This is a genomic window from Nonomuraea sp. C10 (assembly GCF_008017515.1).
Classification (GTDB): Bacteria; Actinomycetota; Actinomycetes; order Streptosporangiales; family Streptosporangiaceae; genus Nonomuraea; species Nonomuraea ferruginea.
The window spans coordinates 2,495,391-2,515,214 of sequence record NZ_VPFF01000003.1 but is presented as its reverse complement, the minus strand read 5'-3'; the positions used below and the strand labels follow the sequence as shown (position 1 = coordinate 2,515,214).

Here is a 19,824-nt window from a genome sequence, read left to right as displayed (position 1 = left end):
CCCCGGCGCCCCGTACGGAAAGACCCGCGATGACCTCGCTCACCCCCACCACCCACCCCTGCGGGGGCTGCGGCGCGAGCGTCCAGTACGCGCCCGGCACCAGCGTGCTGCGCTGCCCGTACTGCGGCCACGAGCAGCCGATCGCCGCCCCCACCCGGCACGTCCGCGAGCACTCCTACGACGCGTTCCTGACCAAGCCCCGCGTCCAGGCCATCGCGCCGAACCAGTTCACCTGCCCGGGCTGCGGCGCCCGCACCGAGAGCGACGCGATCTCCAAGGACTGCCAGTTCTGCGGCACCGCGCTGGTCGCGGGCAGCACCGGCGACGAGATCGCGCCGGAGGCCGTGCTGCCGTTCGCGCTCGACAAGGGAGCCGCCCGCGACGCGCTCCGCACGTGGACCAGGTCCCGCTGGTTCGCCCCGAACCGCCTCAAGAAGGTCACCGAGGCGGAGTCGATGAAGAGCACCTACCTGCCCCACTGGACGTTCGACGCGAGCACCTTCTCCCACTACTCCGGCCAGCGCGGCGTCCACTACTGGGTCACCGAGACCTACACGGACAACGGCCAGACCAAGACCCGCCGGGTGCGCAAGACCCGCTGGTATCCGGCCAGCGGCTCGGTGACCAGGGCGTTCGACGACGTGCTGGTCTCGGCCACCGCCCGGGTGCCCAGGGAGCGGCTGGACGCGCTGGAGCCGTGGCCGCTGGAGCGCGCGGTGGCGTTCGAGCCCGGCTTCGTCGCCGGCCACCACAGCCTGCGCTACGACGCCGGACCCGAGGCGGGCCTGGAGAACGCCAAGGGCAAGATGGCCGAGGTGATCGCCGCCGACTGCAAGCGCGACATCGGCGGCGACGTGCAGCGCCTGCACAGCGTCGACACCCGCTACGCGGACGTCACGTTCAAGCTGGTGCTGCTGCCGGTCTGGGTCGGCTCCTACCTGTATGGAGGCAGGCCGTACCAGGTGCTGGTCAACGGGGTGGGCGGCGAGGTGCAGGGCGATCGCCCGTACAGCGCCGTGAAGATCACCCTGGCGGTGCTGGCGGCGGTGGCGCTGGTCGCGCTCGTCGTCTCGCTGTTCGTGATGCGGTAACTGGCTTTCACCTGGGCGGACACCGTACCCTTGCGTGATGTTCCGCCGCCTGCTGCGCATCGTCCTCGCGCTGGTCGCGCTCGGGTTCCTGGGCTACGGCCTGGCGGCCAACTGGGCCGACACCACGGCGGCGGTCGCCGAGATCCCGCTGTGGGCGGTCGCCGGCGCGTTCGCCGCCGTGCTGCTCGGCCAGTTCTGCATGCTGCTCGCCTGGCGGCAGGTGCTGGCCGGGCTGGGCTCGCCGCTGCCGGTGCGGACCGCGGGGCGCATCATGTTCGTGGGCCAGATGGGCAAGTACATCCCCGGCGCGATCTGGGCGTACGCGGCGATGATGGACCTGGGCCGCGACCACGGCAGCCCGCCGCGCCGCACGTTCGCGTGCATCTCGCTGGCGCTGGTGATCAACCTGGGGGTCGGCATCGCGATCGCCGCCGCCACGCTGGCCACCCAGGAGGTGGTGCGGCAGGCGTGGTACCTGCTGCTCCTGCTGCCGGTGATCGCCGTCTGCATGCATCCGAAGATCCTCACCTGGGGGCTCAACCTGGCGCTGCGGCTGGCCCGCCGCGACACGCTCGACTCCGTGCTGCCCGGCCGCACGGTCCTGGTCGCGGCCGCCTGGACGGTGCTCGGCTGGCTCGTGTACGGGCTCCACACGTGGATGCTCGCGGGCCGCTGGGACCTGTACGTGATCGCGACCGGCGCCTACGCGTTCGCCTGGTCGACCGGGCTGCTCGCGTTCCTGGTGCCGGCCGGGGTGGGCGTGCGGGAGGGCGCGCTGGTGCTGGTGCTCCACCCGATCCTCGGCACCGGCCCTGCGCTCGCGGTGGCGGTGGTGTCGCGGCTGGTGTTCACGCTCGCCGACGTGACGGCCGCCGGGCTGGCGTTCCTGCTGGGCCGTCAGCCGAGCAGGGTGGCGGTGTACGAGGCCCAGAACGGGTCGGGGTCGACGGCCTTGACCCCCGACCGCAACCTCTCGGGCTCCCCCGAGGCGTAGAACCGCTCGATCGCGTCGCGGAGCGCGCCGGCGCTGCCCGGCTCCACGAGCAGCCCGTCGACGCCGTCGGTGACATGGTCGGCGAGCGCCCCCACCCGGGTGGCGATCACCGGCACGCCGTGCTCGTGCGCGAGCCACACGTTCTGGCTGGCGGTGGCGCTGCGGTAGGGCAGCACCAGCGCGTCGGCCCCGGCGAACAGCGAGGGCACGTCCCCGGCCGCGACGTAGCCGGGCCGCAGGTCCACCCGGTCGGCGAGACCCAGCTCGCCGACCAGCGCCTTCGTCTCGTCGAGCCCGCCCCAGAACTCCCCGGCCACGGTCAGCGACACCCCCGCGGGCAGCGCCCGCAGCAGCAGGTCGAGCCCCTTGTACGGGCGCACGATGCCGAAGAACAGCAGCCGCCGGTGCACCCGGTCGGACCGGGCGCCGTGGGTGGACGGCAGGTGCGGCGGCAGCGCGGCCACCCGCACCGGCCTGGTGGTCAGCTCGCGGGCCACCCCCGCCTGCTGCTCGGAGTGGGTGAGCACCACCCCCGCCCGCCTGAGCAACGCCCTCATCAGCGGCCGGTCGTACGGCTTGCGCTCGTGCGGCAGCACGTTGTGGCAGAGCGCGACCGTCCGGGCCCGGCCCCGCAGCCCGGCCAGGATCGCCAGGTAGGGCGGCACCTGCACCGGGCTGAGCACGGCCAGGACCACCAGGTCGGCGGCGCGCAGTCGCCGCCCGGCGGCCACCCACCCATCGGGCCTGCGCCAGTCGAGCTCGCGCAGCACCTTCGGGTACGGGACGCCTTCCGGCGCGTCGATCGTCTGCTGCCCCGGGTAGAGGAACGACGGGTACTGCGCCCGCCAGGACTCGATGACCACGTCGTGGCCGAGCGCGGCCAGCCGGTGCGCCAGCTCGGTGGTGTGCTGCGCCCCGCCGCCCTTGTAGGGGTAGGTGGGGCCGACGATCGCGACGCGCACGCTCAGTCTCCCCGCGACCGCACGATCAGGTCGGCCAGCAGCGCCACCGAACCGATCAGCATCCCGGACAGGAAGATCATCACGGTGTTGGCCGGGAAGTAGAACGGGTGCTGGATCATGTCCCACGCGCCCTTCACGAGCCCGATGCCGACCAGCCAGAGCGCCGGCGGCATGAGCACCTTGAGCGGGTTGAAGTACATGATCATCCGCAGCACTTGCAGGATGTAGCGGTAGGCGTCGGAGACGAAGCTGAACTTCGACTTGCCCGCCCGCTTGGCGTAGCCGATCGGCAGGTAGTAGACGTCGTGCTGGTTGGACAGGAACGACAGCGTGATCGTCGTGACGCAGGAGAACCCGGGCGGCAGCAGCCGCAGGTAGGGCTTGGCCACCGACTTGCGGAAGGCCCGCAGCCCCGAGTTGAGGTCGGGGATCTTCTGCCCGGCGAGCATCTCGGCGACCTTGCGGATCACCCACTTGGCGGGCACCCGCAGCAGCTTGTGGGACCCCTCCTCGCTGGTGCGCGCCCCGACGACCTGGTCGATCGTCGGGTCCTTGTCGAGGATCTGCACCAGCTCGGGGATGCGCTCGTTGGGGTAGGTCATGTCGGCGTCGGTCCAGACGACGATCTCGCCCCTGGCCTCCTGCGTGCCGATCCTGCGCACGGTGCCGGAGCCGCCGTTGCGGTGGAAGGCCCGGATGCGCAGGTGGGGGTAGAGCGGCGCGGCCTCCTTGAGCCTGGCCAGCGTCTCGTCGGTCGAGCAGTCGTCGACGGCGACCAGCTCGTAGGTGTAGCCGCTCGAGTCCATCGCCTTGGTGATGCGGTCGACCTCGTCGATGACATGGTCCTGCTCGTTGTAACAGGGCAGGACGATGGTGACGTACGGGGTTTCCTCATCCACGGCGGGTCCACCTTGCTGCGGGGGCTCGGAGCGTTCTCACGTGGGACGAGGGTACTCTGCCCGGTCCGTGGCCGAGTGCACATCACAGGTCAAGGCAGGGCCATCCACACGTTGATCCGCAGTGACCAGGTGCCGTCGGGCGCCTCGGTGAGCGACCGCTCGTCCTGCCGGGTGACCAGCCCGATCAGCTGCGTGACCGGACCGTACGGCGCCACCTGCCCCTCCTCGGCGGCCAGCACGACCGGGGTGCGCCCGGCGGCCCGCACCCGCTCGACCAGGCGGCGCACGTCGGACTCCGGCGCGGTGTCGCCCTCCACCTGGCGCACCTCCGCGGCCGGGACGCCGCAGGCGCCGCGGACGACCTGCGTGTACCGGTCGGCGGTGACCCGTTCGGCGATGAGCACCGAGGCGTCCGGCGGGATGCGCGCGCACATGGCGGCCACCGCGGCCGCCTCGCCCCGCCCGACCGGCGTGAACGCGGTGCCGATCGAGGTCACGGCCGGCGGCACGACCAGGAGCAGCGCGCAGACCGGCACGACCCAGCCGCGCCACCTGCCCTCTCCCGCCCGCTCGCGCAGCCGCTCCGCCCCCCACACGGCCAGCAGGATCACGCCGGGGATCACCACCGGCACCAGGCGGCGCGCGGCCCACGGGTGGTCGGGGGTGATCGCCGGGCGGAGCAGCGTGGTGAGCGTGGCCCAGCCGATGACCGCCAGCGGCAGCAGCCATGGCAGGCCGCGGCCGCGCAGCAGCCGGTGCGTCAGCACGGCCGCGGCCAGCGTGGCGAGCACGAGCGCCGGGACGCCCACGTACCACGCCACCCAGTGCAGGGTGTGCTCGAAGTACAGGCGGGTGCCGTCGATCGGCAGGCCGTTGGCCTTCTGGATCTGCTCGATGAAGGTGGCGGTGAGCCGGTCGTCGACGTTGTCGGGGACCCGGCGCACGGTCACCAGCCAGGGCCGCACCGCCAGCCCGGCCATGGTCAGGGCCACCAGCGTCGCCCCAGCCGCCGGCAGCCAGCCCGGCGGTCTGAGCCTGGCCAGCAGCGGGGCGGCCACCGTACCGGCGAGCGTCAGCACCAGGACGGCGGCGCAGATCAGCAGCAGCGGCCGCATCGAGCTGGACAGGTACGTCAGGTAGGGCCGCGACAGCCCGTAACCGGCGGCCAGGCCGAGGCCCGCCCCGGCGGCGAGCCCGGCCAGCAGCGGCGGCCCCAGCCCTCCGTGGCGGCCGGGCGACCGGCGGCCCATCGCGACGAGCAGGCCGGCGAACGCCAGCACGGGCAGCACGTCACGCAGGCCGTCCACCCGCACCAGCACGGCCAGCCCGAGCGTCAGCCCGCCCAGCGCGGCCCCGATCCGCCGCCCGTGCCCGTACAGGGCGTCGTGCACCAGCGCCAGCCCGCCGAGCAGCAGGAGCATCGACGGGATCTCGCTGAAGGTGGCGCGCGAGGTGTAGATGATCGGCATGCAGCAGGCGAACGCCAGCGCCGCCACCGGGGCCCAGCGCCCGCCGGCCAGCCGGGCCGCCAGCCCGGCCACGGCGAGCACCGCCAGCGCCCCCAGCACGACCGGGGCCAGGAACAGCCCGCCGAGCCACTCCCCGAGCGCGAACAGCATCGGCGCGCCCGGCATGAACTGCGGCACCACGGAGTCGCCGACGGCGTAGAAGCCGACACTCTCGAAGATCAGCGACGGGTCGGCCCCGCCGAACGCCTCCGGCCGCGCGGGGATCGGCAGCGACCCCTCCCGCGCCAGCCAGATCGCGTACTGCGCGTAGGTGGACGGGTCACGCCGGACGGCGAGCTGCTCACCGTGCATGACCCCGTTGAACACCCCGGCCCCCACAGCGACCACCACAGCAGCGGCCACCTGCCCCACCGTGGCCCGCACGGTGTCGACCGGCCCGTCTCCGTCGGCGTCCTCCGCCACGCTGACCAGCCCGCGCGTGCCCGCCCAGCACAGCAGCCCCGCCATGGCCAGCCCGAGCGGGATCGCCACCACCGGCCGGTAGACGCCGAACGCGAGCAGCGGCAGCGCGGCCAGCAGCCACCCGGCCACGGCCAGCGCGGGCAGCACCGAGAGCGCCGCGAGCACCCGGCCCGCCGGCGGCCTCCGCATCGGGTCCAACCAGGCGATTCCCATCGGTGAGCGAGCGTATCCAACCTCACGCCGACGGCACGCCAGGCAGCGCCGAGAACACGTCAATCATGATCACACCAACCCCGACCCCCAGCACACGATGACGAAAGCCAAGACCAAAGGGACGAGTCACGGGTTCACCCCACTCACGGCGGGTCGGGCAGGCCGAAGGCTTGCTATCGGCGCTCAGCCCGAGGGGTTTCGCCAAAAGGCTTTTTGAGTGTCCACCCCACCTACTACGGCAGAAAACAGAAGAAGGAGACCCCAGCCCGAGTAGATGACCACGGCAGCACACGACGTGGCCGGCTTGGGATGCCGGCAGGGCGAGCGGGGCCGGTCACGTACGTGACGGGGGAAAGATCGGGAGGGCGCGGGGGCCGGTAGCGAACGCGGCGGGACGGAAGAAGACCCAGCGCACGTGGCACGACGGAAGACGGGCACCGAGATGACGGCACCGCGCGCGGGTGCCAGTAGCGCACGCGGCGTAGGGAGACCGGGAGGGCGCGCGGACGAGGGCCGTTAGCGAACGCGGCGGGACGGAAGAAGACCCAGCGCCGCGACGTGACGGGAGACAAGGAACCGGTTTGAGATGACGGCACCGCGGGCGGGGGCCGGTAGCGTACGCGGCGTGGGGGGAGATCGGGAGGGCGCGCGGCGAGCAGCCGCTCGCGTGCGCGGCGTGGTGGATGAGCGGGCCGGGTTCGGGCGGCACGGGTGGTTTCTGGCGGTCCTGGCGATCGGCGCCGCGCTGCGGGTGGTCACGATGCTGGGTTACCGGCCGGCGCTGTGGTTCCCCGACTCCTACACCTACGTGGTCACCGTCCTGCGGCCCCGGCCCGATCTGGTGCGCCCGGCGGGCTACTCGATGTTCATGAAGCTGCTGGAGCCGCTGCACTCCTTCGGCGCGGTCACCGCCGCCCAGCACCTGCTCGGGCTGGCCACCGGGGTGCTGGTCTACTGGGCCGCGGCGCGGCGCACCCGGAGGTGGATCGCGACGCTGGCCGCCGTCCCCGTGCTGGTGGAGCCGTACCAGATCGAGCTGGAGCACCTGCTCGTCTCCGACACGCTGTTCATGTTCCTGGTGGTCGCCGCCGTCGCGCTCGCGCTCGCCGGACGGCCCAAGGCGGTCACGATCGGGCTGCTGCTGGCCGCCGCCTCGCTCACCAGGACCGTCGGGCAGCCGTTGATCGTGGTGCTGGTGGCCTGGTTCCTGCTGCGCCGCCAGATCAGGCCGGCCTGGATCATGCTGGTGGCCGCGGTGGTCCCGATCCTCGCGTACGGGGGCTGGTTCTACGCCACCTACCAGCGGGTCGGCGTCATCGGCGCGAACGGCGTCTTCCTCTACGCCCGCACGATGTCGTTCGCCGACTGCGCCGAGATGGACCCGCCGCCCGACCTGCGGGTGCTGTGCGACCCGCGCCCGGCCGACCAGCGGCCGCCGTCGCAGGAGTACATCTGGGCCAGGGACGCGCCGATCGTGGCCCTGCCCGGCATCACGTTCACGAAGGAGACCGACGACCTGGCCATGCGCTTCGCGCTGCTGGCGATCCGCACGCAGCCGCTCGACTACGCCGGCTCGGTGCTGGCGGAGCTGGGCCGCTCGTTCGTGTGGGGCCGCCCGGTCTACCCCGACCAGGAGATCTACGGCTACTACCAGTTCCCCGAGACCCCGCCGGGGCCGCCGGGCCGCTACCCGGCGCAGGTCGGCACCGAGTTCGCCAAGCGCTACGAGCAGGGCCCGATCGGCACCTCGATCGTGGAGCCGTACGCCGGGTGGATGCGCGCCTACCAGGACGTGGCGCGGATCCCCGGCACGGTCCTGCTGGTGGTCCTGCTCGTGCCGCCCGCCGCCGTGGCGTGGCGGGCATTCCGGTACGGGCGGGGCCCGGGTTCCCCTCGTGCCCTGTGGCTGCTGCCCTGGTCGGTGGCCGTGGTGTTGTTGATCACTCCGGCGGCGGTGGCCGAGTTCGACTACCGGTACGTGCTGCCGGCGGTGCCGCTCGCCTGCCTGGCGGCGGCGCTGGCCTGCGGGAACGGTAGAGAATTTACTGATCTTATTCCACGAAATGTCCAACTCTGAGTATGCTTTGCCCCGGTATCATCACCGCTGGGTCACGGTCGATTACTCCAGTCATGGCTGCGGCGACGCCGCCGGTGACCTAGTCTCGTGGCGCAGAACGACCGAGCCAGCGCGTGAGGCGCAGCGACGAGGCTAGGGGGCGCATGAGTGACTACAGAGGCATGTCCGTAGAGGACAGCAGGTCCCCCCAGCCCGGCAGCAGGATGGCACGCAGGCTCGCCGCCTCGGCGCCGCCTCCGCCGAAGGAGCCCGAGCGCGGCCGGCGGGGCGGAGACGGCGGCAACGGCAAGATGCGCGTGCTGGCCTGGGTCAGCATCGCGGCCACGTCCCTCATGGTCGCCGGCTCGCTGACCGGCTACGTCGCCTACCGCGACGCGTTCGGCGCGATCGACCAGAAGAACGTCAAGGACGACATCATCAACCCCCGCCCCCGCGACACCGGCGCGCTCAACGTGCTGCTGGTCGGCTCCGACACCCGCGCGGGCGACGGCAACGCCCAGTACGGCCAGGAGACGGCCCGGCTGGCCGACGCGGGCGGCAAGCGCACCGACACGATCATCGTCCTGCACATCTCCCCCAACCGCGACCAGGCGAGGCTCGTCAGCTTCCCGCGCGACTCGATGGTGGACATCCCCAAGTGCAAGAACGAGACGACCAAACAGGAGATGCCGCCCCGCCGCGCAATGATCAACTCCGCCTACAACGACGGCGGCGTCGCCTGCACGATGTCCACCCTGGAGACGCTGACCGGCATCCGCATCAACCACTTCGTCGAGGTCGACTTCAGCGGCTTCAAGAACATCGTCGACTCGCTCGGCGGCATCGAGATCTGCCTCAAGTCCGGCGTCAACGACAAGAAGGCCAAGCTCGTCCTCCCGCCCGGCAAGAGCCTGCTCGACGGCGAGAAGGCGCTGGGCTACGTGCGGCTGCGCAGCTACGGCGACGGCAGCGACATCCAGCGCATCAAGCGCCAGCAGATCTTCCTCAGCAAGGTCATCGCCAAGGCCACCAGCAGTGACCTGCTCACCGACCCGATCAAGCTCACCGGCTTCATCAAGTCGGCCGCCGCGTCGGTGACCATGGACCCCGACCTGGCCAACAACCCGCAGAAGCTGATCGACATCGGCATGAGCGCCAAGGACCTCACCGCCAAGGGCGTCCAGCTCACCACGGTCCCGTGGATCCCGGACCCCGAGGACGAGAACCGCGTCGTCTGGCAGCAGCCGGCGGCGGGCGAGCTGTTCGACTCCATCATCAACGACACCGAGCTCCCCGAGCCCACGCCGAGCGCGACCGCGGTGGCCGACAAGCCGAAGGTCGCCGTCAAGCCCGGCCAGGTGCGGATCCAGGTGCTCAACGCCACCGGCGAACCGGGCAGGGCGCGCGAGGTCGCCGACCAGCTCGCCAAGGAGGGCTTCCAGGTCACCGGGCTGGGCAACTACGCCGACGCCGGCGGCCAGCCGGTCGCCGCCACCGAGGTCCGCTACCCGAAGACGGCCGAGACCGGCGCCGACCACGCCGACGTGCTGACCAAGAAGCTCAACCCCGCGCCCGACGCGACGGCCGGCAAGGTCAGGCCCACCAACACCGAGCCCTACACGCCGACGGTGGCCCCCACCACCGCGCCGGCCGCCGACGGGCCGAAGGGTCCGGTGCTCCAGCTCGTCATCGGCACCGACTTCAAGGCCGTCAAGGTCACCAAGCTGTCGGAGGCCGTGGAGAAGAACACCATCACCGCGTCCCAGCAGAAGAACGTCTGCGTGTAAGGCTCCTGCAAGTTGTCTGTGTAACCCTCAGGCCGTGAGACAGGACCTCCGGCGCCCGCTAGGGTGGTTCGGGTCGGCGACGCGGCTCGCCCTCGCGGGCGTCGCCGCCTGTCGCGTACCCCGGCCCCGAGCGAAGCTGAGCGACTTCCCTGTGTCTGACACCAAGTACTCCCCTCCGGTCCAGGTTCCCGGCGATGAGAGTGCGGGGCCGGCGAACACAGGGGCCCGCTGGCCGCTCCCCGGCGGCGGCCTCTTCGAGCGCCCCGGCCAGGAGCAGGCCGAGCCCGCCCAGAAGCCCGAGCCCGAGGCCGGGCCGCCGAAGCGCAGGCGCGACCCGTACCTCGACAACGTCAAGTTCGTGCTCATCGCGCTCGTCGTGGTGGGCCACTCGCTGGTGCCGACGCTCGACGCCGACTCCAACCGGGCGCTCTACATCTTCGTCTACACCTTCCACATGCCGCTGTTCGTGCTGATCAGCGGCTACCTGTCCAGAAACTTCTGGAACTCCAACGCCAAGACCAACAAGCTCGTCGACACGTTCCTCGTGCCGTACGTGATCGTCGAGGTCGGCTACGCGGCGCTGCGCTTCTCCCTCGGGCAGAAGTGGAGCCTGACGATCATCGACCCGGCGTGGCTCAACTGGTATCTGCTGGCGCTGCTGTTCTGGCGGCTGTCGACGCCGGTGTGGAAGCGGATGAAGTTCCCGATCCCGGTGGCGATCGCGATCTACCTGTTCGCCGGGTTCTCCGAGATCTCCGGTGACTTCAGCATGGACCGGTTCTTCGGCCTGCTGCCGTTCTTCGTGATCGGGCTGGTCATGCAGCCGGAGCACTTCGAGCTGCTCAACCGGCTGTGGATCAAGATCGCCTCGGTGTTCACCATCGTCGCCGCGGCCACCGTGGCCATCCTCATCGCGCCCAGGGCCAAGCTCGCGCCGTTCTACTTCAAGAACAGCTACGAGAAGATGGACCTGTCCTGGTACATGGGGCTGGGCGTGCGCGTCGGGCTGCTGGTCTGCGCCCTGGCGCTCTGCTTCGCGGTGCTGGCGCTGGTGCCGCGGGGCGAGACGTGGTACTCCGATCTCGGCACCCGCACCCTCTACTGCTACCTGCTCCACGGCATCCCGGTGCTCATCGCCAAGGAGCAGGGCTGGCTCGACCTGCCGTGGCTGCACGGCCCGCTCGGGGCGCTGGCGATCAGCTTCAGCTGCTTCGCGCTGGCGATCGTGCTGTGCCTGCCGGAGACCCGGACGGTCTTCAAGTGGGTGCTGGAGCCGCGCCTGACCTGGCTCTATCGCCGTCCTTCCAGAAGTTAAGCGGCAGTTACCCCCGCATTCACGCCCTTGACCCGGTCGGCGCGGAGCATCGACGCATGCGGGTATGCGTTGCCACCGTCGTCCATCATCCCGAGGACGCCCGGATCATGCATCGGCAGATCAGGGCGCTGCTCGACGCCGGCCACGAGGTGACCTACGTCGCGCCGTTCACCTACCACAACGTGACGCCCACCCCACGGCTCACCGCCGTCGACGTGGCGCGCGAGGCGGGCCCGGGCCGGGCCCGGTCGGCTCTCAGGCGCGGCTTGCGGGGCGCCGACCTCTTGCTCGTCCATGACGCCCGTCTCCTCCGCGCGCTGCCGTACCGCCGCCCTCCGGTCGTCTGGGACGTACGCGAGGACGTCTCCGAGGCCAGGCTGGCGCGGGCCGCACGCAGGTGCCACGTGATCACACCGGACGTGGTGCCCGAGGCCACTCTCGTGGCGCCGGAGCCGCCCCCTCCCGGGGAGACGAGAGTGGTCCACATCGGCCGGCTGTCGGCCGCCAGGGGCGTGAACGAACTCATCGGCCTGGCCCGGCGGCTGGCCCCGCACGGCATCCGGATGGACCTCATCGGCCAGGCCGACCCGGCGGCGCGCCCGCTGCTGCGCGACGCCCAGCGGGTCGGCCTGCTGGACTGGTTCGGCCACGTGCCGCTCAGGCACGCGCTGCGGATGGCCGAGGGCGCGCTGGCCGGCCTGTCGCTGGCCGGTCCAGCGGTGACCGGGCCGCCCACCAAGATCCTCGATTACCTGGGCCGGGGCCTCCCCGTCGTGACCACCTCGCAGGGCGCCGGGGTGGTGGAGCGGGCGGGCTGCGGCTTCGTGGTCCCGCTGGACGTGGACGCGGCGCTCGACGCCGTGCTCGACCTGAAGGAGAGCCCCGAGCTGCGCCGGTCCCTCGCCGCGCGCGGGCACGCGCACGCCCGCGCGCACCACCACTGGCCGGACCACGCGCCGGCGTTCGTGGCCCGGATGGAAGGCTGGGCCGGGGTTCCCGCCCGCGCCCCGTCGTTCGCGGTACAGAGCAGGTCCGTGGGGTGATGGTCACGGCGTCCGGCGGTTGATGTACTAGACGCCATGGCATCGCATCTGATCCAGGGCCGGACGGTGAGCATGCCCGTCCGGGTACGGGACGTCATGGTGTGCGGCGCTCTCTACCTGGTCCGGGCCGACGCCGCACGGGCCGTGCTCGCGTATTCGGGGCTGGACGTGGCCGAGGTGCTGCCCGGCAAGGCCGTCTGCGTGCTGGTGTTCGCCGACTACCGCGACGGCGATCTCGACTCCTACCACGAGTTCGGCATGGCGTTCCTGATCCGTCGGCCGGGGGCGACGGGCTCGGTGGGGCTCGCCGACCTGCGGAACGCGGCCGCGTTCGTCCACTGGATGCCGGTCGACCAGGGCTTCACTCTGGAGGCGGGGCGCTCGCTGTGGGGCGTGCCGAAGGAGCTGGCCGACATCGACCTGCGGCTCGGCTCCCCGTACAAACGGTGTGTCCTGAGCAGGGACGGCAGGCTCGTGCTCGACATGCTGGTCAAGCCCGGCGCTCCGCTGCCCGGCCCGGGCCCGGTGATCGCCCTGGACGCCTACACGCACCGCGACGGGCTCACCCGCCGCATCCCGTGGACCGTCCAGACCCGCGGCCTGCGCGTGCGCCCCGGCGGCGCGCTGATCCGGCTGGGCAACCACCCCATCGCCAAGGAACTGAGCGAGCTGGGCCTGCCCAAGCGCCCTCTGCTGGCCGGCACGGTCGCGCATGCCACCATGGCCCTGGAGGAGGCCGAACTCGTCCGCTAGCGGGCGAACGCGGCCAGCCCTGCCCGCCAGGCGCCGTCGAGGTCGGCACCTGGCGGGAAACGGCCGTCGAGCTCCAGCATCACCATGCCGTGCGCGAAGGCCCACACGGCCCGCGCCAGCAGCGGGTCACCGTCGACGGCCTTGACCAGGGGCAGCGCTGTCCGGTCCTCCAGTCCGGCGGGCAGAAGTCCGCGCGGCAGCGGCCCGGTGCTCATCAGCCGGTAGAGATGGGGGTGGGCCAGCGCGTAGGCGCGGTAGGCCCGCGCCAGCACTCCCAGGCCGCCCTGCGACGCTTCCAGGGCCCGCGCCAGGTCCTGCATGGCGATCGCGATCACCTCGGCCTCGACGGCGCTCTTGTCGGGGAAGTGCTTGTAGAGCGAAGGGGCCCGGATGCCCAGCCGCCCGGCCAGCGCCCGCATGGTGAGCGCCTCCACGCCGCCCTCCTCGACGAGCCGCAGGGCCGCCTCAACGATCTGCCGTGACCGCTCGGACACGCCGGCTCCCATCCCGCTCCCGTAGTCCGTAACCGAACGCGCGATCGGCGGCGATGTGCATCAGCCAGGCGAGCCCGGCGGTCCACGTCGGCACTCCGCCGATCGGCCAGAATACGTATCCAACCAGCAGCAGGAGGGGCGCCCACGCCCGGTGTGCCGCGTTGTAGAACGGCACCGCCCGCGGTGACAGCCGCCCGCCGCCGCCCTCTCCCGCCCCTATGAGCATCGTCAGGTCCGGCAGGATCGCGAAGACCACCGCTGTGACCCAGGACATCCCCCCGTGCTTCGCCACCTCGAAGACGATGAAGGCCAGGCAGAAAATCGCCAGACCACCCCACGCCGCTCTTCTCATGACTGCTCCCGCGTCGGCTAACACTGTTAGCCAAGGCTAAGGCTAACAGTGTTAGCCGTCAAGCAGGGAAAAGCCCTCGCCGTGACGGCGAGGGCTTTCAGACGATGGGCGGGCGGCCGAGCTTCACCATGCGCCAGGCCGTCTTCCAGGCCATCGGGCGGCGCTCGCCCGCGGGTGTGCGCAGGCCCTCGAAGAACCCGGTGAACCATGCCTTCAGCGAGTCTTTGGAGCCGCGCTCCCTGATCAGGGTCAGCACCACCCAGTCGAGCAGGTAGAGCGCCGCCAGCGGCCACGGCAGGTTGCGTCTGGCCAGCCACACCCGGTTGCGCGCGTTCAGCCGGTAGAACTCGGCGTGGCGGGTCGGCGGCACCTGGGGGTGGTACATCACGGTCTCGGCGTCGTACTCGATCCGGTAGCCCTCGCCGAGCAGCCGCCAGGCCAGGTCGGTCTCCTCGTGCGCGTAGAAGAATCGCTCCGGCAGCCCGCCCACCTGGAGGAAGGCCGAGCGCCGGACGGCCGAGGCGCCGCCCAGGAACGTGGTGACCGGTGAGCTGCGCTCCGGGTCGCCGGCGCGCAGGCGCGGGACGTGACGTCGCTGGCCGATGCCGCCGTCGGGGTCCATCACCCGGAAGGAGATGACGGCCAGGTCGGGCTCGGTGGCGAAGCGGTCGCGGACGTGCGCGGCCACTTTCTGGTTGGCGTACCAGCCGTCGTCGTCGAGGAACAGCACCACGTCACCGGAGCACTCCTCGACCCCGCGGTTGCGGCCCGCGGGTATGCCCGTATTGTGGTCGAGCCGGATCGTCTTCACGATCGCCGACGAGCCAGCGGGGGGCGTCGCGGACAGCTCGGGCACGTCTGCGCCGTTGCCCACGATCACCACCTCGACGTCACCGTCGATCTGGTTGAGCGCGGACTCGACCGCCCGGTCCAGCTCCGCGACCCGGTTTCCCATGGTGAGGATGACGCACGAGATCTTCAACGAATCATCGTCCTGACGCGTTGAGAGCACGGGCGGAGCAATCTTTCATGATCACCGAGTCTGCTGGGTGGCTTATTTCCTGATATTGGTGGAGCTAAGCGTATCGGAACCGGTAGTGAACCCCCACCGAACCGGGGATGTCCGATCAATACGACGGACGAGAGGCCCTGCCGGTTCCGAGAATCGCATCACGCCAGCCGCCTCGACGCGAGAATGCTGACCAAATGCAGGACAACCTGTAGCCCTGCCGCGACCACACAGGCCACGACGAGCACCCGGGTGGCCGCCAGATCGCCCCGCACCACGTCGATCACCGCCGTCGCGAGCGCGAGCAGCGACAGCTCGATCGGCTGCACGATCCGGTGGAACCCGGTCGCCGCCAGGACCCGCCTGCCCAGCCCCAGCAGCCCCGAGCGGAACTGCACGGCGGCGGACTCGGTCGCGGCGGGCAGGCCGCCCTTGGCCCGCGCCACCTCCACCAGGTCGGACTCCGCCTTGATGAGGATCGCGCCGAGCGCCGCCGCGAAGCCCAGCACGGTGTACCAGTCGGGCAGCACGGCCGACGCCCGCCAGCCCAGCCCGGCCAGCAGCGCCGCCTCGGCGAAGTAGGCGCCGACCCGGTCGAGGTAGACGCCGGTCAGCGAGGTCTTGCCGGTCCACCGGGCCAGCTCGCCGTCGGAGCAGTCGAGCAGCAGGTAGACCTGGATCAGCAGGGCGGCGGCCACGGCCGCCCACAACCCCGGCAGCGCGATCACCACCCCGGCCGCGACCCCCGCCACCGTCATCACCCAGGTGAGCTGGTTGGGCGTGACGCTCGTCCTGGTCATCAACCAGGTGACGTAGATCGACAGCCTGCGCATGTAGAGCACGCCCGCCCAGTGCTCGCCGTTGCGGCGCTCCAGGTGACCGGCGGGCTGGGCGACCCCGCGCAGCTCAGCGACCGAAGGCCCGGACATAGTCCTCCACCCGATCGCGGATCTCGGAGTCCTGCAGGCGCAGGTGCTCCAGGATCGTGTAACGGCCGGGACGGGTGGCGGGCGCGAGCGAGACCGCGGCGGTGAACTGCTCGCTGCTCAGCCCGATGTCGCCGGGGGTCACCGGCAGCTGGTGCTGCCGCAGGCAGCCGACCACCTGCTTGAGCCGGGCCTCGTCCTCCCTCAGGAAGTAGCAGAAGGCGGTGCCGACCCCGGCGAGCTCGCCGTGGTTGGAGGTGCCGGGGAAGAGCTGGTCCACGGCATGCATGATCTCATGGTCGCCACCGCTCGCGGGCCGCGATGAGCCGGCGACCACCATCGACATGCCCGACAGGATCAGCGACTCGGCCAGAACGGTCAGGAACGCGTCGGACTCGACGGAGTCGGCCCTGCCGAGCAGCGCCTCGGCGGCCGTGCGCGCCATCGAACAGGCCAGCCCGTCTATCGGCTCGCCACGCTCGACGTTGCTGAGCTGCCAGTCCTCGCACGCCGACAGGTTGGCGAGCACGTCGCCGACGCCTGAACGGACCAGCGACTGCGGGGCCTTGTGCACGAAGTCGAGGTCGACCAGGACGGCCAGCGGCATCGGCACACCGAACGTGCCCTTGCCGCCCTCGTACAGCAGGGAGGCCGTCGGCGAGCAGATGCCGTCGTGGGACAGGTTGGTGGCCACCGCGACCATGGGGATGCCGGCCAGCGAGGCGGCGTACTTGGTCGTGTCGATGGTCTTGCCGCCGCCCACGCCCACCACCACCTCGTAGGCGCCCTTCCGCAGGTCGGCGCCGAGCGAGACGGCGGCTTCCACGCTCCCGTCGGAGACGCGGAACACCTGGGCCTCGTCCAGCGTCGGCGCGATCAGGCTCTCTATGTGGTCGCCCTGGCCGGGGCCCACGGCCACCGCGACCCGGCCGGAGGTGGCGACCCTGCTGTCGGCGAGCAGCGCGCCGAGCTCCGCGACCGCACCGCGCCTGACCTCCATCTGGATCGGCGCGGGCAGCATCCTCGCAAGAAGCGGCATCCGGCCCCCTCAGTAGTGGACGGCGATGGTGCGGGCCTTGGCCAGGTCGTCGTGGTTGTCCACTTCGACCCAGTCGACCTCGCCGATGGGGGCGACGTGGATGGCCTCGCCTCGCTCGACCATCTCCTGGTAGCCGTCTTCGTAGTAGAGCTGCGGGTCGCGCTCGAAGGTGGCCTTGAGCGCGTCGGCCAGCCGCTCGGCGGCGCCCGGCCGGATGAGCGTGGCGCCGATGTACTCGCCGTACGCGTCGGACGGGTCCATCAGCTTGGTGATGCGGCGCAGCGCCCCCTCCTCGGAGAGCGTGACCTTCATCTCCTCGTCGGCCAGCTTCTTCACGTCGTCGACGGCGAGCAGGATGTCGCTGGTCTCGGGCGCGGCGAGCAGCGTCTTCTCGACCGAGACGGGGTGCACGGTGTCGCCGTTGACCAGCAGCGCGCCGCGGCCGAAGTAGTCACGCGCGCACCACAGGGAGTAGGCGTTGTTCCACTCCTCGGCCTTGTCGTTGTGCACGAGGGTGAGCTCGACGCCGTGACGCTCCTCAAGCTCGCGCTTGCGCTCGTGTACGGCCTGCGCCGCGTAACCGACGATGACCACGACCTCGCGCAGGCCCACGGCGGCCAGGTTGCGCAGCGAGATGTCCATGATCGTGGTCTCGCCGTCGACCGGCACGAGCGCCTTAGGCAGCGTGTCGGTGTACGGCCGCAGGCGTCGTCCGGCTCCAGCGGCCAGCACCATTCCCAGCAACGTGCACTCCTCAGTCGAGCATGACTACGTAGGCCCAAAGGTTAGTTGGCTTTCGGCCTCGTGAGGGTAATCCGCCGTTAGTCTTGCGTTCCCGTGTCCGCCGTGCGCACCCCGGTCCTGGGCGCGGCGAGCCAGCACGTGAGGCTCTCCCACCCGAAAGCGCCCCACAGATACACCGCCAGCAGCAAGAACCCGCCGGTCACCCAGCCCACGAGGGCGAACAGGCCGAGCACCAGCATCCGCCCCTCCCAGCCGAGGCCGAGCGCGGCCAGCCAGGGCGGCGGGTAGACCTGCTGGCGCAGCCGGTAGACCAGGTCGTAATGGTGGAAGGCGGCCGCCCCGAGCAGCAGGAAGATCAGCACCGGGGGCACCCCGTGGGCGAAGCCGCAGGCGGCGATGAAGGCGTACTCGATCCCGCGCAGGATCGGCGGCGCCATCCAGTCGAGCCGGCCGTCGTGCGGATGGGAGCTGCCCGGCCCGGCCAGCAGCAGCGTGACGAGCGGCGCGAACACCGCCAGCCCGCCGGCCCCCGCCACCCCCATCAGCAGCAGGATCCCGATGACGAAGGCGGCGGCGACGAGCGGCGGCAGCGGCGGGAGCTGCCCGGCCACGAGCATGCCCATGCCGCGCGAGAGCGGCCCGTCGTCGCGGTAGGCCACGACCTTGCCCCGGGGCACCGGCACCATGTGGACAGAGCTCATTCAGCAGACCTCATCATCCGGCCGACGAGCTGGTAGGCGGCGGCCACCGCACCCCAGCCGAGCAGCGCCACGAACGTGACCCGGGCGTCGGACACCGCGGCCGTGACCGCGATCAGCGCCGTACGCTCCCCGATGGGCAGCACGACCATCCTGCGCAGCCAGTGGACCGCGGAGCCGTGACGCACCCGCTGGGCGATCCTGAGCAGACCCTGCCGAGGGCGTCGGCGCCCGGCGTCGGACGGCTCCAGCAGCGAGCGCGACGGCCTGGCAGGCAGCGCGCCGGTCTGGCCGGCGTCCCACACGGACCCGGCGTACGCGAACTGGAGCGAGTGGCGGACGGCCTGCAGCATCATGGCGGCGACGGCGAGGAACCAGATGCCGTCGGGGTTGCCGCCGCCGTAGGCGTGCGTGGCCGCGTAGCCGTAGGCCAGCCCCACGTAGACCGCGTACTCCTTGAACCGGTCGGCCATCCCGTCGGCCCACGCGCCGAGCGGCGTGTACCCGCGCGTGTAGCGCGCGAGCTGGCCGTCGAGGCAGTCGAGCGCGAACGACAGGTAGAAGAGCAGGGCCCCGGCCACCAGCGCGACCCTGCCGCCCTCGGAGAACCAGACCGCCGCCAGCACGGCCACGGCGACCGAGACGCCGGTGACGGCGTTCGGGGTGAGCTTGAGCGCGTGCGCGGGCCTGATCAGGTGGCGGGTCAAGGGCGAGACGAGGTACGAAGTGAAGAAGCCGTCGTCGGACTTCACCGCGCCGTCGAGGCGGACCTGGTCCTCGTCCACCTCCGCGAGCCGCTCGATCGCGGTGTCGGCGGAGGCCTGGCCGGTGGGCCGCACGCAGTGGAGCGGCCCGAGCGCCGCCGTGCGCACCGGCACCCCCGATCTGACCAGCCCGACCAGCAACAGGTCGACGGTCTCGACAGGGGTGACGGGGCCGAGCCTGCCCGACTCCGCCAGCTCCGCCAGCTCCTCCGCGACCTCGGCGAGCACGCCCAGGTCGGCCTCGCCGGCCTGCAGCCCGCCGGCGAACGCGGCGTTGGCCTCCGGCACGGTGTGGAACGAGCTGCCCGCCGCGGTGATCCGCCCGCCCTCGACGCGGAGCGGCGGCCGGGTCGGCCCCGCCGCGGCCTCGCCGTCGACCAGCGCCCGCGTGTCGCGCGCCGGGTGCTCCAGCAGTACGGCCAGCGCCTCCGTGTGGGCCACCAGGTCGCCGGGCAGCAGGGCGACCGGCCCCGACGCCACGCGCGCCAGCTTGGCCACCACGCGCAGGTCGGCGGCGAGCCCGCCGGCCGACGTCAGCACCTGGACCTCGCGGGCGGGCAGGGTCGCGAGCTGGTCCGCGAGCCGGTCGGTGAGCGTGCCCTCGCGGCAGCCGAGCCGGGCCGCCTGTGTCGTGGCGAGCAGCACGATCGTGCCGCTTTCGGTGAGCGAGTCGGTCAAGGCGCGGGTCCTCCCGTTTGATGAGGGAGCGCGTGGCACACAGCGTAGCGATCGGGCCACGCGATAGCACGGACCA

At 71.7% G+C, this 19,824-nt stretch carries 18 protein-coding genes; 7 read left to right on the top strand and 11 right to left on the bottom strand.

All coding sequences use genetic code 11. The features are described 5' to 3' along the window. The first annotated feature begins 29 nt into the window (after positions 1–29). Both FR742_RS43970 and FR742_RS43965 read left to right on the top strand, forming a co-directional pair. Entirely contained in the window at positions 30–1,091 is a 1,062-nt protein-coding gene (locus tag FR742_RS43970; RefSeq protein WP_148037072.1) for a hypothetical protein, read from the top strand. A gap of 37 nt (positions 1,092–1,128) precedes the next feature. Then, entirely contained in the window at positions 1,129–2,085 is a 957-nt protein-coding gene (locus FR742_RS43965) for a lysylphosphatidylglycerol synthase transmembrane domain-containing protein (protein ID WP_148037071.1), read from the top strand. Here the strand turns inward: FR742_RS43965 and FR742_RS43960 are convergent. The 3 genes from FR742_RS43960 to FR742_RS43950 form a co-directional block, all read right to left on the bottom strand. After that, a complete protein-coding gene (locus FR742_RS43960) occupies positions 1,989–3,047 on the bottom strand; it encodes a glycosyltransferase family 4 protein (RefSeq protein WP_148037070.1) in 1,059 nt (352 codons plus the stop codon). The two genes, FR742_RS43965 and FR742_RS43960, sit on opposite strands and share 97 nt — an antisense overlap. A 2-nt stretch (positions 3,048–3,049) precedes the next feature. Continuing rightward, positions 3,050–3,946, bottom strand: a complete 897-nt coding sequence (locus tag FR742_RS43955) for a glycosyltransferase family 2 protein (protein WP_148037069.1) — start codon at positions 3,944–3,946, stop codon at positions 3,050–3,052. A gap of 89 nt (positions 3,947–4,035) precedes the next feature. Then, the gene (locus FR742_RS43950; RefSeq protein ID WP_148037068.1) at positions 4,036–6,090 is read right to left on the bottom strand and encodes a hypothetical protein; all 2,055 of its coding nucleotides are present in this window, start codon (positions 6,088–6,090) and stop codon (positions 4,036–4,038) included. 625 nt (positions 6,091–6,715) lie between these two features. Here FR742_RS43950 and FR742_RS43945 point away from each other — a divergent pair. From FR742_RS43945 to FR742_RS43925, 5 genes are all read left to right on the top strand, one after another. Then, positions 6,716–8,167, top strand: coding sequence for a hypothetical protein (locus tag FR742_RS43945; protein WP_261809089.1), 1,452 nt, complete (start codon positions 6,716–6,718; stop codon positions 8,165–8,167). A 143-nt stretch (positions 8,168–8,310) separates the two neighbouring features. After that, a complete protein-coding gene (locus FR742_RS43940) occupies positions 8,311–9,933 on the top strand; it encodes an LCP family protein (RefSeq protein WP_148037067.1) in 1,623 nt (540 codons plus the stop codon). 151 nt (positions 9,934–10,084) lie between these two features. Beyond that, positions 10,085–11,248, top strand: coding sequence for an acyltransferase family protein (locus tag FR742_RS43935; RefSeq protein ID WP_187281638.1), 1,164 nt, complete (start codon positions 10,085–10,087; stop codon positions 11,246–11,248). A gap of 56 nt (positions 11,249–11,304) precedes the next feature. Next, positions 11,305–12,291, top strand: coding sequence for a glycosyltransferase (locus FR742_RS43930; RefSeq protein WP_148037065.1), 987 nt, complete (start codon positions 11,305–11,307; stop codon positions 12,289–12,291). Between the two features lie 36 nt (positions 12,292–12,327). Then, positions 12,328–13,044, top strand: a complete 717-nt coding sequence (locus FR742_RS43925) for an acetoacetate decarboxylase family protein (protein WP_148037064.1) — start codon at positions 12,328–12,330, stop codon at positions 13,042–13,044. Here the strand turns inward: FR742_RS43925 and FR742_RS43920 are convergent. From FR742_RS43920 to FR742_RS43885, 8 genes are all read right to left on the bottom strand, one after another. Then, a complete protein-coding gene (locus FR742_RS43920; RefSeq protein WP_261809088.1) occupies positions 13,041–13,538 on the bottom strand; it encodes a TetR/AcrR family transcriptional regulator in 498 nt (165 codons plus the stop codon). The genes FR742_RS43925 and FR742_RS43920 overlap by 4 nt on opposite strands. Further along, positions 13,510–13,890, bottom strand: coding sequence for a DUF4260 family protein (locus FR742_RS43915; RefSeq protein ID WP_148037062.1), 381 nt, complete (start codon positions 13,888–13,890; stop codon positions 13,510–13,512). Before FR742_RS43915 ends, FR742_RS43920 begins: the two co-directional genes overlap by 29 nt. Before the next feature lie 97 nt (positions 13,891–13,987). Then, the gene (locus FR742_RS43910) at positions 13,988–14,872 is read right to left on the bottom strand and encodes a glycosyltransferase (protein WP_187281637.1); all 885 of its coding nucleotides are present in this window, start codon (positions 14,870–14,872) and stop codon (positions 13,988–13,990) included. Between the two features lie 188 nt (positions 14,873–15,060). Continuing rightward, positions 15,061–15,828: a CDP-alcohol phosphatidyltransferase family protein gene (locus FR742_RS43905; RefSeq protein ID WP_148037061.1), complete on the bottom strand. Its 768-nt coding sequence runs from the start codon at positions 15,826–15,828 to the stop codon at positions 15,061–15,063. Further along, the gene (locus tag FR742_RS43900; RefSeq protein ID WP_148037060.1) at positions 15,806–16,864 is read right to left on the bottom strand and encodes an iron-containing alcohol dehydrogenase family protein; all 1,059 of its coding nucleotides are present in this window, start codon (positions 16,862–16,864) and stop codon (positions 15,806–15,808) included. The genes FR742_RS43905 and FR742_RS43900 overlap by 23 nt, the downstream gene beginning before the upstream one ends. A 9-nt stretch (positions 16,865–16,873) precedes the next feature. Next, positions 16,874–17,608 carry a sugar phosphate nucleotidyltransferase gene (locus tag FR742_RS43895; RefSeq protein ID WP_148037059.1) on the bottom strand — a complete coding sequence of 245 codons (735 nt, stop codon included), beginning with the start codon at positions 17,606–17,608 and terminating at the stop codon, positions 16,874–16,876. Positions 17,609–17,685: 77 nt separating this feature from the next. Further along, on the bottom strand, positions 17,686–18,309 hold the full coding sequence (locus tag FR742_RS43890) for a DUF5941 domain-containing protein (RefSeq protein WP_148037058.1): 624 nt from the start codon (positions 18,307–18,309) through the stop codon (positions 17,686–17,688). After that, a complete protein-coding gene (locus FR742_RS43885; RefSeq protein WP_148037057.1) occupies positions 18,306–19,748 on the bottom strand; it encodes a CDP-alcohol phosphatidyltransferase family protein in 1,443 nt (480 codons plus the stop codon). Before FR742_RS43885 ends, FR742_RS43890 begins: the two co-directional genes overlap by 4 nt. Between the last annotated feature and the right edge of the window lie 76 nt (positions 19,749–19,824).